This is a genomic window from Agrobacterium sp. GW821-FHT14E08 (assembly GCF_058803865.1).
Genome location: NZ_JBXAPJ010000007.1, coordinates 113,515 through 127,747 on the forward strand (window position 1 = coordinate 113,515; position 14,233 = coordinate 127,747).

The window sequence follows — 14,233 nt, forward strand, 5'->3', positions numbered from 1 at the left end:
TAATTCTCCCGGCATTTTTCGCCCTAACAATGTCTTAATGGCATCCTACCGCCAACAGACATTGTTAACTGTTTTGCTTTCCTTGCATCCAATTAAGTTGTTTTGGATCGATTCTGGGGAACAAACGTTAACAGTGCGGAATTCAATATCCGGAGAGGGCAAGAAGGGCTGCTGCGGGTAGGAATGAAACAGGAGAAAATCAGATGAAAAAGGCTGTTGCCGTAACTTTTGCCGCATTGACGATGGGCCTCGGCGGAACCGTTTCCGCACTTGCTGCCGACCTTGCAAGATATGAACCGGCTCCGCAGGAGCAGGACGACCGCAACGGCGTCAAGATCGGTTACCTTACCTGCGATATCGGTGGTGGCGTCGGTTACGTGATCGGCTCGGCCAAGGAACTGGATTGCACCTTCCAGTCTACGCTGGGCGCTCGCCGCACCGACCATTACACCGGCGCGATCCGCAAGATGGGCGTCGACCTTGGCTTCACCACGCAGGGCCGTCTGGTCTGGGCTGTTTTCGCCCCGACGGCTGGTTACCACCGCGGCTCGCTCGGCGGCCTTTATCAGGGCGCAACGGCTGAAGTCACCGTCGGTCTCGGCGTCGGCACCAACGTTCTGGTTGGCGGCACGTCCGGCTCCATCCAGCTGCAGACGGTCAGCGTGACGGGTCAGGTTGGCCTCAACCTCGCCGCCACCGGCACCTCGGTGACGCTGACGGCCATGAACTGATCAGCGAAATGCCCGGTGTATCGCGCCGGGCATTCTGTCGCATGTCTAAACACGCCCTCTTCGTTGTCAGACGAAGAGGGCGTCGTATTATGCGGATCATGATTTCCACATTCAAAAGTGTCGCGGCGGTCACCGCCTGTTCTTTCCTTCTTGCGACAGCCGCTTTTGCCGAGGGCGATGCGGCCCATGGGGAAAAGGTCTTCAGCCGCTGTTCCACCTGTCACAGTGTCGACACGCCGCGCACTCGCATGGGCCCGCATCTGATGGGTGTCGTCGGCAGGCCGATGGCCTCCGTGACCGATTACGGTCATTATTCGCAGGCGCTGAAAGATGCCGGTGCGGCTGGCCGGGTGTGGTCGGAAGAGGAGCTGCAACAATTCATCGCCAGCCCTAAGAAGGCGATACCCGGAAATGCGATGCGTTTTTTCGGCCTTTGGAGTGAAACCGATATTGCGGATTTGATCGCTTATCTGAAAACGCGGCCGATGTCGCAATAGCGGTCAGAGCGGTGCTTCAGCGATAATCTCTTCCGCTTCTTCGAAGGTCATCGCCATGACTTTCGCGCCGATCTCGAAGCCGAAGCCGTTGCGGGCGAAGGCGGAGAATTCCTTGGCCTTGCGCTTCTCGTCCAGTTCGACACGGCGAAACGGCCCGAAGGCGCGCTTGCGGGCGAAGATGACGGCTGCGACCAGATCATCGGTCTCTTCAAGCGCAACGGCGGCCGTTTCCCGTGCGATGCCCTTGACCTGAAGTTTCTGCGCGAGCCCGCGTTTCGACTTGCCGCTGCGCTGGCCACTCCGCACGGCGATTTCCGCATAGGCCGTGTCGTCGAGCGCCTTGATGCCATAAGCGAAGGTCACGGCAAATTCGCCAAGCGCCTTCACCTGTGCCGGGCTGATATCCTCGAATTTTTCCCGCGCCTTGCGCATGATGGCGTCGCGTAGCTGCTTTTCCGTCATCATGCGCTGTTCCAGCCGGTAAAGAGCGGAATTGCGCGCCCAGGAAAGCATCCGGCTGGTGGGTTCAATGGCCGGCGTGTCGCCGTCCTCGGCCATGTCATCGGTCAGGAAGGGGCTGGAATCGTCGTTCATTCCGCTTTTATAGCGCGGTGAACCCGTCTTGCCAGTTCCTTCCCGACACGTTTCCTCCGGTTTTTCAGTAGCTCACGGTGTTTGCGCGCCGGTTGCGGCGACATAGACCGAGTAAAGCGATTTCGTCGCGGTGATGAACAGGCGGTTCTTTTTCGGGCCGCCGAAGGTAAGGTTCGCGACCGTCTGCGGCACCTTGATCTTGCCGAGGAGCGTACCTTCGGGGGAAAAGCAGTGAACGCCATCGCCGGCGCTGGTCCACAGGTTGCCGGCAGTATCCAGACGGAAGCCGTCCGGCAGGCCATTGTCGAGGTTGCAGAATTCCCGGCCGTTGGTGAGCTTCGCGCCATCCACCACATCGAAGACGCGGATATGGCGCGGGCGGGAGACATCATGGCTGTAGGAACTGTCGGCGACGTAGAGCTTTGTCTCATCAGGCGAAAACGCAAGCCCGTTCGGCTGCATGAAGTCGTCGATGGCGATCGTGACCTCTCCCGTTGCGGGATAGAGCCGATAGACATTGCGCGTCTTCTGTTCCGGCTCGGCCTTGTAGCCCTCGTAATCGGAAAGAATCCCGTAGGTCGGGTCAGTGAACCAGACGCTGCCATCGGATTTGACCACCACGTCATTGGGTGAGTTCAGCCGCTTGCCGCCGTAGCTGTCGGCAAGAACCGTGATCGAGCCGTCCACTTCGGTACGGGTGACGCGGCGCCCACCATGTTCGCAGGAAACGAGCCGCCCCTGCCGGTCGCGGGTATTGCCGTTGGTGAAGTTGGAGGGTTCGCGGAACACCGAGATCCCGCCATCCGGCACCCAGCGCAGCATGCGCTGATTGGGAATATCGCTGAACAGCAGGCAGTTCAGATCGGCAAACCACACCGGGCCTTCGGCCCAGCGGCAGCCGGAATAAAGCTCTTCCAGTTCGGCATTGCCGACGATCAGATGGCGGAAGCGGTCATCGTGGATTTCGTAAGGGGAGGTCGTGTCTGTGGTCATGAGCGTGGTCCGCTTGGGGGCTTGTCGTTATGGGGTCAGCGCGTGGCCTTGGGGCCGCTTGCCAGAAGAATGACGGAGATGATGATGAGGCCGGTGAGGATGAGGCGGATGCCGGCGCCGAAACCATAGGTGTTCAGCATCGACACCACCAGGAACATGAAGAGCGATGCCCCCCATATGCCGGGAACGTTGGAATCGCCGCCCGCCACCGCCGTTCCGCCGATGACGACGACGGCGATGGACATCAGCAGATATTCCGAGCCCATATTGAGCGCCGCACCGCCAGAGAAGCTGGCGAGCAGATAACCGGCAATCGCCGCCAGCACCGCGCAGAGCACATAGGTGACGAAACGTGCGCCGTCCACCGGAATGCCGGTCATGCGGGCGGCGAAGGTGCTCTGGCCGATGGCGGAAATCCAGCGTCCGTAAAACGAGCGGTCGAGCAGCAGCCAGGCGATGACGGACAGCAGCAGGGCCACGAGAGCGACATTCGGAATGCCGAAGAAACTTGATGTGGTGAATGTGGCCAATGTTTCCGGCGGCTTGATGCGCAGGCCGCGGTTCGACCAGATGGCGATGGATTGCACGATGAAGCTCATGGAGAGCGTCGCGATGATCGGCGGGATGCGCAGGAGTTTGATCAGCGCATAATTGCCGATGCCGATGGCGATGCCGATCAGAATGGCGATCAGCAGTCCGGGCAGGATGAGACCGTCGGACACATCCATGAATTTGAGCGCCAGCGTGCCTGACAGCGTCATCGTGGCGGGAACGCAGAGGTCGATATTGCCCGGTCCGAGCGTGATGACGAACATCTGGCCGATGCCGACGATGACCGAAAAGGCCGCGAAGGTGAGTGCGGCATGCGACAGGCCGAAGGAGCTTGCACCGCCGGTGAAGAGCACGGTGACAATCCAGACGACCGCCGTTGCGGCAAAAGACCAGATCCATGGTTTTCTGGTGAGGGAAGAGAGCCCGTTCATTGGTTTTTCTCCCGCTTTTCAAGACGGTTGAGCAGGATGCGCAGCGCCAGCACGATGATGAGGATCGCCCCCTGCGCGCCGATCTGCCAGTCCGGCGAAATGCGCATGAAGGAGAGGAACGAACCGGCGAGCGTCAGCGTCAGCGCGCCGATGACCGCGCCGATGGGCGATACCCTTCCGCCGACGAATTCGCCGCCGCCGAGGATGACACCGGCAATCGAGAGCAGCGTGTAACGCAGCGCGATGTTGGCGTCGGCCGATGTCGTCAGCCCGACAAGGGCGATACCGGACAGTACCGCGAAGAAACCGGCCAGCGCAAAGGTGGCGGCGCGGATGCCGACGACCGACCAGCCGGAGCGCTCGACCGAGCGGAAATTGCCGCCGACCCCGCGCATCAGCACACCGAAGGAAGAGCGCATGACGATGTAATGGGCGACGACCGCGATCACGATGCTGGCGACGATGGCGATCGGCACGAAAGGCGGTTTTGCCGTCATAAGCGCCCGGATGAAGGCGGGGGCCTGGCCGCCGGGCGAGGGCAGAATGAGGACGGCAAGGCCGCCCCAGACGAAGCTCATGCCGAGCGTGACGACGATGGAGGGCAGGGCGCGGATATGGATGATGGCGCCCAGCAGTGCATAAACCGCAATCGCACCGGCAAAGATCGCAATACCGAGGATCGGCGTGGTTTGCAGGGAAGTGGCGGTCACACAGGCGCAGAAACTGACGAAGGTGCCCATCGACAGATCGAGATCGTTGACCGACATGATCAGCATCTGCGCAATGGTGGCGAGCGCAATCGGCACCGCCAGATTGAACAGCAGGTTCATGCCGGTATAGCTCATGGCGCGCGGCTGCATGTAGAAGACGGCGGCAAGCAGGACGGCGAGCGAGGCGGCGGGAATGATGAGGCGGAGCGCGTTTGCCGAGAGTTTCATGCGTGGTCTTCTCCGGCAAAGGAGGCCGCCAGCACATTCTGCTCGGTAATATCGTCGCCGACGAGTTCCGCCTGGATGGCGCCGTCGCGGAACACATAGACCCGGTCGCAGAGACGGATTTCGTCCATTTCGGTGGAGTACCAGATGAAGGTGCGGCCGTGGGAGGCTTCGGTTCTCAAGATGTCATAAACCTCCTGTTTGGTGCCGATATCGACGCCGCGCATCGGGTCGTCCATCAAGACCGTGCTGGCGGTGGTGGCAAGCGCGCGGGCGAAAAGCACCTTTTGCTGGTTGCCGCCGGAGAGTGAGAGGATCTTGTTACCCATGTCGGGCGTGCGGATTTCGATGCGCTTTTTCCATTGCGCCCCAAGCTCGGTTTCCTTGGTTCTGTCCACCATGCCTGCGGCTGAAATATCCCTGAGCGAGGCGATGGACAGGTTTTTGAGGATGCTCCACAGCGGGAAGGTGCCGTTCAGGCTGCGGTCGCCCGCCACGAAGGCGATATCGGTCTTGCGCGCGGGCAGCCAGCTATTGTTGCGGGCAAGATAAAGATCGAGAAGCGCTTCGGTCTGGCCATGGCCGCCGAGACCGGCAAGGCCGACGATCTCGCCGCGAAAGGCCTCGAAGGCAAGGCCTTCGCCCCGGCGTGCCGGCATGGAAAGCACCTTCTCGCCCGCCTTGCGGCTTTCACCCCGTCGCCTGTCCTGTTCCTTGACGACGCTGCCCATGGCCTCAACCAGCGAGCGGGTGGTGAAGTCGGCGGCCTTCCGGTCGGCCACCACCCGGCCATCCTTCATCACCACGATACGGGTGGCCGTCGAAAGAATTTCGCCGAGAATATGCGAGATCAGCAGAACCGAGCCGCCCTCACGCACGAAACGGCGGACGTAATCCATCAGCTGCTCGGCAAGACCGGCATCGAGCGAAGAGGTGGGCTCATCGAGGATCACCAGTCTCGGCGCGTGCGGTATGCGGCAGAAATTGATGGCGATTTCCACCATCTGGCGTTCGGCGATGGAAAGTTCAGCGATGGTCAGTTCGCAATCGATGCCGTGGCCGGGGAAAATTTCATCCAGTGTCTGGCGGATCGTCGTCAGCGCACGGCCGCGCCAGTTTCGCCCACCCGTGGCGGCATGCATGATGCGGACATTTTCGCTGATCGTCAGGTTCGGGCAAAGCGACAGTTCCTGAAACACGCAGCGAACGCCGTTCGCGCGCGCGGCGGCAATGCCGTGGCGGTTTTCGTTGCCGCCATAGGAAACGGAACCCTCATGCGGCGTCAGCCCGCCATTGATGACGTTGACGATGGTGGATTTTCCCGCGCCGTTATGGCCGACGAGCCCGAGGCATTCCCCCGTGCGGATGACGAGATCGGCCCCATCCAGCGCCCTTACCGCGCCGAACACGACCTTCACGCCGCGCGCAGCGACGACCTCTTCCGCCTCGATGATGTCATTCATGAGCAACTACGCCAGTGATGTGAAAATCGGATAATGTGTGGCTATTGCGGCGCCCGTTCCGGGAGCGCCGCAATAGTGAGGCTTAAAGCCGATCCGGCCTATTTGGCCGATGCGATGGCCTTCTGGGCGTCTTCCTGTGAATATTCCACATTCGCCACGCCGCCCTTCTGGGTCGTCTTCAGGTTTTCCTCGAGATTGGCCTGATCGATGCGCAGGAAGGGCACGGTCAGGTCCTTCTTCACATCCTTGCCGTCGAGGATTTGCTGCGCCACCCAGAAAGCGAGCGTCGAGACGCCGGGAGCGATGGAGACGGACATGGTCTCGTAACCGCTGGCGTCCTTCTGCTGTTTCCACCATTGCAGCTCGTCTTCGCGGTTGCCCATGACGATGGTGGGTGTCGGGCGCTTGGCGGCGGCAAAAGCCTGTGCCGCGCCGTAACCGTCGCCGCCCTGCGTCACGACGGCCGCGACTTCTGGAAGGCTCGGCAGAATGCCGGCGACGGCGCGCTGCGCGACGTCCTGCGCCCAGTCGCCATTGACGGAACCGACGATCTTGAACTGCGGGTTCTTGGCGACGCCCGCGGCGATGCCGGCATGGATTTCATCATCCACCGAAACGCCGGCGAGACCGCGGATTTCAAGCAGGTTGCCGCCCTTCGGCATGGCCTTGGCGAGATAGTCGATCTGGCTTTCGCCCATCGCCTTGAAATCGACCGCGATGCGCCATGCACAGGGCTCGGTGACGATGCCGTCGAAGGATACGACGGTGATGCCGGCATCGCAGGCTTCCTTCACCGCGCCGTTAAGCGCGGTCGGCGAAGCGGCATTGATGACGATGGCGTCGTAGCCCTGAAGAATGAGGTTCTGGATCTGCGCGGCCTGTTCGGTCGCCTGGTTTTCGGCTGTGGTGAAGGCGTCAGCGGCGGCGATCTGCTTGTCGGCAACCGCCTGCTTGGTGATCTTGTCCCAGCTCGTCAGCATCGCCTGACGCCAGGAATTACCGGCATAATTGTTTGAAAGCGCGATTTTTTTGGCCGACGTATCGGCATGAGCGGTGATCGGCAAAGCTGCGCATGCGACAGCGGCCGATGCCAGAAGCATCTTCCTGAAAGCCATTTGATTTCCTCCCTGGTGGCTTGCCCTTTCGAGCCCGGAAACGCCCGTCTGTCGCAAATCTCCTCGGCGGCAGACAGAATTCCTTTGCACTGGAGCTCCTTTCCCCAGTAGAAGCGAGAATGACCAAGAAGATTTGGCTTGTACAGGCAGATCACGGCAATCTTCCTGCGGGTTTCCGCAGAAAGCATGCGGGAACCCGCAGGACGAAACGCCACTGCCGGGCGCAGAATGAATGATGCGGCGCCCAAGGGATTGAATCTTCGCCGCGATGGTCGAAGGCAGGCGCTTGGGAGGGCGTCCGCACATGCTGGATACGCCGAAAAGCGCTCTTTTTCATCATTATATGGGCATTTCGCGGCTGCTTGCCGGGCAGCTCGAATTTAATGCTATCATCCAGGCGGTCGCCACCGAGATCAGCCACATTATCCCGCATGACCATATGGATGTCTGCATCAAGCAGCTGGATGACAAATATCACATTGCCTATGAGAGCGGTCTGGCCAGTGCCTGGAGCAGGCTCCCGCCCGCCCTTCTGACCGGCAGCCCGATCCGTTCGCTGCTGTCAGGCGAGGTGGAATACCTCCTGAGCGGCGACGCCTGCGCCGATCCGCGCTTTCATTTCGAAGGGTCGTTTTCAAGCCCGATCATCGAACTCAACCTGCATAGTCGCCTGCATGTGCCGATGAAGGTGCATGGCGACATTATCGGCGCGCTGAGTTGCTCCTCCCACCAGTCGGACGCCTATACGATGGAGGATGTGGCGAATGCCCGCGCGGTCGCCGATTTGCTGGCGCCCTATTTCTACGCCATCCGTGCCGCCGAGCAGGCCAAACGCTCCGCCATCGAGGAGGCGCGCGCCAATGCCCGCGAGGAGGGCCTGCGGCTAGGCGCGTTGCAATTGACCGAGGCGCTGGAGGCCGAGCGGCAGCGCATCGGCATGGATCTGCACGACCAGACGCTGGCGGATCTGACGCGGCTGGCGCGGCGCATCGAGCGCATGAGCCATACCCCTGACCTGTCAGGCGAGATGCTGGAGCCGGTGGTGCGCAGCCTGCAGCATTGCATGCAGGATTTGCGCGAGATCATCGAGGAGGCGAAACCCTCGATCCTGCAATTGTTCGGCGTCGTTGAGGCCATCGAGACCTATGTGGACCGCTCCGTGCGCGATAGCGGGTCTGTAGTCGACTGGTCGGTGACGGATGAGACGGATGGGCTGGTGGAAAGGCTGGACAAGACGGTGGCCATCTCGCTGTTCCGCATCGTGCAGGAGGCGGTCAATAACGCCATTCGCCATGCCCAGCCCGAAGCGATTGCCGTGAAACTGACTGCAATCGACGGCGGTTTGCGGGTGACGGTCAGCGACGACGGCAGCGGTGGCGGCGAAGGCGGGGCCTCCGGCGGCCTCGGCATCGGCAATATGAAGACGCGGGCGCGGCTGATTTCGGCGAAATTCGATATTGGCGGCAATGGCACGGGAGCGGGAACCCGCATCACCGTGACATTGCCGGCAGGCGCTTTCGACCGGCGGGAGGAGTTGTGACATGGATGTGCTGATCGTCGAAGACGACGCGCTGCACCGCGCCTATCTGAACGAGGCGGTAAGAGCCGCGCTGCCGGAATGCGACAAGGTGCTGGAGGCGGCAAACGGCAGAACCGGCGAGAAGCTCGCGCGCGAAAATCGCGCCGCCCATATCGTCATGGATTTGCAGATGAACGAGCGCAACGGCATCGAGGCGGCGCGCACCATCTGGAAGGAAAGGCCCGATACCCGCATCCTGTTCTGGTCCAACTATTCCGACGAGGCCTATGTGCGCGGTGTCTCCCGCATCGTACCGGAAGGTGCGGCCTATGGTTACGTGCTGAAATCCGCCTCCGATGACCGCCTGCGGCTGGCGCTGCGCAGCATCTTCATCGAGGCGCAATGCGTGATCGATCGGGAAGTGCGCGGCCTGCAGGAAAAGAGCCTCGGCAAGGCCCATGGCTTTACCGATTCCGAATATGAAATCCTTGTCGATGTCGCGCTCGGCCTCACCGACAAGGCGATTGCGCGGCGCCGTAACCTGTCGCTGCGCAGCGTACAGAACCGGCTGCAAAGTCTCTATGAGAAGCTGAACGTGCATCAGGCCGCCGGCGATGACGAGGCGGAAGGCCGGTATAATCTCAGAACCCGCGCCGTTACCGTCGCTTTCCTGCGCAAGCTGCTGAATTACAGCGCGCTGGAAAGGGCCGAGCGGGAGCTGGCGGAATGGGCCGGCAGCCGCTGATCCTCAGGGCAGGAAGGCAAGCAGCCGTCTTTCATCCGCTCTGAGGCCGGAGACGGGCTTTGCCCCGACTTTCAAGATGCGGCCAAGCTTTTTCTGCGTTTTCTCTTCCGTGGCGATATCGAGGACGGCCGGGTGCACATAGCTCTTGCGGCAGATGGCGGGCGTGTTGGAAAGCTCCGCCGCCGCTGCCTGGCACATGCCCTTTATGCTCGGCTTTTCACCCGCCGCCACATGTTCCATCGCGTTGCAGAAGGCCGCCAAAGTTCCGCCCCAGGTGCGGAAGGTCTTGGCGGAAATGCCTTGCCCGCCGATGCGGGAGAGGTAAGCGTTGAGATCGCTGGAATCGACCGAATGCACCCGGTTTTCGCTGTCCTGCCAGACGAAGAGTTCCTTGCCGGGCAGATCGGCGATCTCCTCGAGGATTTTTTGAAGGCGCGGGTGACGTAATTGCCGTTTCACTTTCTGTCCGCCCTTGGCGGCAAACCGTAACTCGATGGTTTCACCGAAGGAGACGTGCCGCTTGAGCAATGTCGTTGCGCCATAGGTGCCGTTGGTTTCGAGATAGGAGCGGTTGCCGACGCGCAGATAGGCGGCATCGAGCAGCAGCGTGAGCGCTGCCAGCGTCATTTCCTGCCCATGATCCTGTTTTTCGATATCGGCGATGGCGCGGCGGCGAATGGCGGGCAGCGCCCTGCCGAAGCTTTTTAGCTGGAAGAATTTTGTTTCGCCCCGGAGTGCATGCCAGTCGGGATGATACCGATATTGTTTTCGCCCACGGGCATCGAAACCCGTAGCCTGCAGATGGCCGGCGGGGTCAATGCAGATCCACACGTCCTTATAGGCGGGCGGCACGCCGAGCGCTTTGATGCGCTTCAGTTCGACGCTGTCAGAGAGAAGCGCGCCGCCCGGAAGGCGGTAACAGAAACCGCGTCCGCGTTTCTCGCGGGCAATACCCGGCTCCTGATCGTTGACATAGGCAAGTCCGATTTTGGCAAGAAGGCGGGTGGGCGGCTGTGGCATGGTTTTTTCCGGCAGGTTTCACGCTGCGGCAAACGAAAAACAGGCCGCCTTCGTTCCGGCGGCCTGTCGTTCCAGTCGTGAGTTTTCTCAGCCGGCCTTGGTGATCCGCAGGATCTGGGACTCACCGCCACCGCGCTCTTCTGTCACGGCATAGATCGCGCCATCCGGCCCGACCTTCACGTCGCGGATGCGTGCTTCAAGCGGCAGCCGGCTTTCGGTGGCAACCTTGTCGCCATCAAGATGCAGGATGACGAGGCCCTGGCTCACCAGACCGCCGACGATGAAGGCGCCCTTCCATTCGGGAATCTGGTTGCCGTCATAAAAGGCCATGCCGGAGGGGCCGATGACCGGGTCCCAATAATAGACCGGCTGCTCCATGCCTTCTTTTGCCGTGGCGCCTTCACCAACGGACCGGCCGCTATATTCGATGCCGTAGGTTATGACCGGCCAGCCGTAGTTCAGACCGGCTTTGGGCAGGTTCAGCTCATCGCCGCCGCGCGGGCCGTGTTCCACGGTCCAGAGCCTGCCCTGACCATCCAGCGCTGCCGCCTGCAGGTTGCGGTGGCCGTAGCTCCATATCTCGGGCAGGGCGTTCTGTTGGCCGGCGAAAGGATTGCCTTCGAAGGCCTTGCCCTGTGTATCGATGCGGAAGACCTTGCCGAGGCCGCTCGATAGATCCTGCGCCTGCACGCGCGGCGTCGCATCCGAGCGTTCGCCGACAGTGACATAAAGCTCGTTATTCGGCCCGAAGACCAGACGCGAACCGAAATGCTTGTCACCGTCATAGGTCGGCATCTGGCGGAAGATCACGGCGACATTTTCAAGTTTGGCCGCGCCGCCTTCCTCAGTCAGTTTTGCAGAGGCAACAGAGGTGCCGTTGCCGCCGTCGCGCGGTTCGGAGAAGGAGAAGAAGATGGTGCGCGATGTCTCGAAATCGGGAGCCAGCGCTATGTCGAGCAGGCCGCCCTGTCCGGCGGATGCCACTTCCGGCACGCCGTCTATGGCGGGGCCGGCCTTGCCGTCGGCGACGATATGCATGGCGCCTTCCTTGGCCGCAACGATCATGCGGCCATCGGGCAGGAACTCCATCGACCAGAGATGGGGCAGGCCCTCGGCAATGACGGTTTTTTCGACATTCGGCTGGGTGGCAGCCTGCGGCGCACGGGTCTGACCCTCAAAAGCCGGTTTCTGATTCGGCGCATTGGCGCGTTTCGTTTCGGCAGCCGGGGCGGTCTGTGCATGGGCCGCGCCAGCAAGTGGCACGGCAAGCAGCGCGAATAGCATCGTCGAACTCAGAAATCGGTTGTTGCGGAACATGGGTCTCCCTTCCTTCGTTTGCGTCAGGCACAAACCATTTGGGGAGGATTTCGTTTCTTGCGATAGCTTCAAGAAAACTTGATGAGTTCGTGTGCAGGCGGCCCCCTCTTTTATCATCCGTACGAATTCGTAGGGAACCGCAATCATGCACCCACGTTCTCCCTCTGGTTATACGGAGGGCGCCATGCAGATCATCGATAACAAGACCATAGACGGGAACAGAACCAAACCGATCCTCAATGTCGCGGAATTCTGTCGCCGCTACCGGCTGGACAAGGCCGAGGAGACCCGGCTCAGAAAGCTGTTCGGCGAGTTCGCTTCGCGGCACGAGCTTCTGATGAATGCGCAGCGCAAACCGAATTTCCGCTGATCATTCCTCCGGGTCGAGAGATTTCCCGAAGATCATGAAGACATCATAACGGGTGTTCTTGCCCATTATCTGATGCGAGGGCTTGCGAATGCCCGGCATCGGCTCGGCGCGCAGGGGCCATTTCAGAACCACCCGTTTCGTCGCATTCTCCAGTGCGGCCTCCATCAGCTCCACCTGGTCCGGGTCGGAGCCAACCAGTTCTCTCAGCACCCGCATCTCCTTTTTCACCAGCGCCGTGTTGTGGCGCGGCGGGTGCATGGGGTCGACAATCACCACTTCTGGCGAAAGCTCTTTCAGCAACTGGCGTGAATCTCCATGAAGCAGCGTCATGCGTGCTGCCGCCTCGGCATAGGCGCCGCCAGCCTGCAATGCGCGGCGAATGCCGTCCGCAAGATGGGCATGCATTCCCGGCGAGCGTTCGATGAGGGTCACTTCCGCTCCCAGTGAGGCCAGCAGAAAGGCGTCGCGCCCGAGGCCTGCGGTCGCATCCACGATCTTTGGCGTGCGGCCCTTTGTGAAACCTGTGGCTTTCGGCAGGGCCTGTCCGCGCCCCTCGCCGGAGCGGAATCGGTGTCCAACTGCACCGCCGACAAAATCTACTACGAAGCTTTCGTCTTTTTCTTTCATCGCAGGCCTCAGAAGGGGCAGGGCACGGTATAGGTGACGTCGCGGCCATCGGGATGGCGGAACCCGACCTCCTGCGCATGCAGCATCAGCCGCGGCGCGGCGGCAAGCGCTTCGCCCTCGGCATAAAATTCATCGCCGAGAATGGGGTGGCCAAGTGCCTTCATATGCACCCGCAATTGGTGGGTACGGCCGGTAAGGGGTGTCAGCGCCAGCCGCGTTGCCGGAAGCGGCAATCGTTCCAGCACCCGCCAAAGGCTCTGTGCCGGCTTGCCGCTCTCGCGGTCGACCCGGTGGCGGGGCTTGTTTTCGGGATCGATGGCGAGTGGCAAATCCACTTCGCCCGCTTCTCCGGCAACCTCTCCCCAGACAATGGCGATATAGGATTTGCGTGTCTGGCGGTTTTCAAACTGCGACGCAATCGCCGCATGCGCCTTTCGGTTCAGGGACATCAGCACGATGCCCGATGTGTCCTTGTCCAGCCGGTTGATCATCAGCGCTTTCGGGAACTGTTTCTGCACGCGCGTCATCAGGCTGTCGGAAAGCGCGGGATCGCGCCCCGGCACGGATAGAAGCCCGCTCGGCTTATCCAGCACCAGAAGATCGTCATCACGGTGCACGATGGTCAGCCACGGTTCGAGCGGCGGATTATAGACGGGGTTGGAAAGCTCAGATGACATGGCGCTTCCTTAGCACAAATCGCGCATTCGGACAGACGTGCTAGTCGGGAATGTGGAGATTGACGCGTCCGCTGGTCAGGTCGCTTAAAAGCCGGGTGAGCCGTTCGGCTTCCTCTGCCGGAACCGAAAGCAGCATATCCGCGCCGGTTCCGGTGAAATCTTCCTTTTCCACCCGCAGGTTCTGTGTGGCGGAAAGGCGCGATTTCACCAGCGCCAGATCGGAAAATGGACAGCTCAAAGTCGCGCTGACATAGGCGATGACCGGCGAGGTTTCTCCAAGCCGGAGACATGCAGCCGCCGTGCCGCCATAGGCGCGCATGAGACCACCGCTGCCGAGCAGGGTGCCGCCGAACCAGCGGATGACGAGAACGGCGACATTGTCCAGCGCCTGGCCGTCTATGGCCTGAAGGATTGGTTTTCCCGCCGTGCCGGAAGGTTCGCCGTCATCGCTGAAACGATAGGTCTGACCCGTTCGCCAGGCCCAGCAATTGTGGTTCGCGTCGACGTCAGAATGCGCCGCAAGAAAGTTTTTCGCATCCTCTTCGCCCGTCACCGGTGCGGCAAAGGCGATGAAGCGGCTTTTCTTGATATCCTGCGAAAAGGTGACGGGTCGGTCGAGCGTGAACATGCGCGTTTCAATATCGCAT

16 protein-coding genes are annotated in these 14,233 nt (G+C 61.1%); 5 read left to right on the plus strand and 11 right to left on the minus strand.

Features of this window, described 5'->3' with window-relative positions; genetic code table 11:
• Positions 1-203 precede the first annotated feature (203 nt).
• On the plus strand, positions 204-731 hold the full coding sequence (locus tag AC1ROR_RS21745) for a DUF992 domain-containing protein (RefSeq protein ID WP_035223782.1): 528 nt from the start codon (positions 204-206) through the stop codon (positions 729-731).
• Positions 732-820: 89 nt separating this feature from the next.
• Positions 821-1,228 (plus strand): c-type cytochrome, encoded by a 408-nt coding sequence (locus AC1ROR_RS21750; protein WP_498590712.1) that lies wholly within the window; start codon positions 821-823, stop codon positions 1,226-1,228.
• Between the two features lie 3 nt (positions 1,229-1,231).
• On the opposite strand, the gene recX is transcribed toward AC1ROR_RS21750, so the two are convergent.
• The 6 genes from recX to AC1ROR_RS21780 all read right to left on the minus strand — a co-directional run bounded on the left by recX (position 1,232) and on the right by AC1ROR_RS21780 (position 7,311).
• Positions 1,232-1,822: a recombination regulator RecX gene (recX, locus tag AC1ROR_RS21755; RefSeq protein WP_498590713.1), complete on the minus strand. Its 591-nt coding sequence runs from the start codon at positions 1,820-1,822 to the stop codon at positions 1,232-1,234.
• 72 nt (positions 1,823-1,894) lie between these two features.
• Positions 1,895-2,815: an SMP-30/gluconolactonase/LRE family protein gene (locus tag AC1ROR_RS21760; RefSeq protein WP_498590714.1), complete on the minus strand. Its 921-nt coding sequence runs from the start codon at positions 2,813-2,815 to the stop codon at positions 1,895-1,897.
• Between the two features lie 35 nt (positions 2,816-2,850).
• A complete protein-coding gene (locus AC1ROR_RS21765; protein ID WP_080857657.1) occupies positions 2,851-3,798 on the minus strand; it encodes an ABC transporter permease in 948 nt (315 codons plus the stop codon).
• Complete coding sequence (locus AC1ROR_RS21770; RefSeq protein ID WP_498590715.1) at positions 3,795-4,736, minus strand: ABC transporter permease; 942 nt, start codon at positions 4,734-4,736, stop codon at positions 3,795-3,797. The genes AC1ROR_RS21765 and AC1ROR_RS21770 overlap by 4 nt, the downstream gene beginning before the upstream one ends.
• Positions 4,733-6,196, minus strand: a complete 1,464-nt coding sequence (locus AC1ROR_RS21775) for an ATP-binding cassette domain-containing protein (RefSeq protein WP_080838913.1) — start codon at positions 6,194-6,196, stop codon at positions 4,733-4,735. Before AC1ROR_RS21775 ends, AC1ROR_RS21770 begins: the two co-directional genes overlap by 4 nt.
• A gap of 98 nt (positions 6,197-6,294) precedes the next feature.
• Positions 6,295-7,311, minus strand: a complete 1,017-nt coding sequence (locus tag AC1ROR_RS21780; protein ID WP_498590716.1) for an ABC transporter substrate-binding protein — start codon at positions 7,309-7,311, stop codon at positions 6,295-6,297.
• Positions 7,312-7,615: 304 nt separating this feature from the next.
• On the opposite strand from AC1ROR_RS21780, the gene AC1ROR_RS21785 reads away from it, so the two are divergent.
• Together AC1ROR_RS21785 and AC1ROR_RS21790 are read left to right on the plus strand one after the other, a co-directional pair.
• Positions 7,616-8,851, plus strand: coding sequence for a GAF domain-containing sensor histidine kinase (locus AC1ROR_RS21785; RefSeq protein ID WP_498590717.1), 1,236 nt, complete (start codon positions 7,616-7,618; stop codon positions 8,849-8,851).
• 1 nt (position 8,852) lies between these two features.
• Positions 8,853-9,575, plus strand: coding sequence for a response regulator transcription factor (locus tag AC1ROR_RS21790; RefSeq protein WP_003522116.1), 723 nt, complete (start codon positions 8,853-8,855; stop codon positions 9,573-9,575).
• A gap of 3 nt (positions 9,576-9,578) precedes the next feature.
• Here AC1ROR_RS21790 and AC1ROR_RS21795 read toward each other — a convergent pair whose 3' ends face one another.
• Both AC1ROR_RS21795 and AC1ROR_RS21800 read right to left on the minus strand, forming a co-directional pair.
• Positions 9,579-10,595: a DNA topoisomerase IB gene (locus tag AC1ROR_RS21795; RefSeq protein WP_498590718.1), complete on the minus strand. Its 1,017-nt coding sequence runs from the start codon at positions 10,593-10,595 to the stop codon at positions 9,579-9,581.
• Positions 10,596-10,682: 87 nt separating this feature from the next.
• Entirely contained in the window at positions 10,683-11,912 is a 1,230-nt protein-coding gene (locus tag AC1ROR_RS21800; RefSeq protein WP_498590719.1) for a PQQ-dependent sugar dehydrogenase, read from the minus strand.
• A 184-nt stretch (positions 11,913-12,096) separates the two neighbouring features.
• Between AC1ROR_RS21800 and AC1ROR_RS21805 the strand changes: the two genes are divergently transcribed.
• Positions 12,097-12,282, plus strand: coding sequence for a hypothetical protein (locus AC1ROR_RS21805; RefSeq protein WP_080838926.1), 186 nt, complete (start codon positions 12,097-12,099; stop codon positions 12,280-12,282).
• Here the strand turns inward: AC1ROR_RS21805 and AC1ROR_RS21810 are convergent, their stop codons facing one another.
• Genes AC1ROR_RS21810 through AC1ROR_RS21820 form a run of 3 tightly spaced genes read right to left on the minus strand, consistent with a single transcriptional unit; the run spans position 12,283 to position 14,214 of the window.
• The gene (locus AC1ROR_RS21810) at positions 12,283-12,909 is read right to left on the minus strand and encodes a class I SAM-dependent methyltransferase (protein ID WP_498590720.1); all 627 of its coding nucleotides are present in this window, start codon (positions 12,907-12,909) and stop codon (positions 12,283-12,285) included.
• An 8-nt stretch (positions 12,910-12,917) separates the two neighbouring features.
• Positions 12,918-13,586, minus strand: coding sequence for a pseudouridine synthase (locus AC1ROR_RS21815; protein WP_498590721.1), 669 nt, complete (start codon positions 13,584-13,586; stop codon positions 12,918-12,920).
• A 40-nt stretch (positions 13,587-13,626) separates the two neighbouring features.
• On the minus strand, positions 13,627-14,214 hold the full coding sequence (locus AC1ROR_RS21820) for an IMPACT family protein (protein WP_498590722.1): 588 nt from the start codon (positions 14,212-14,214) through the stop codon (positions 13,627-13,629).
• Positions 14,215-14,233: the final 19 nt, after the last annotated feature.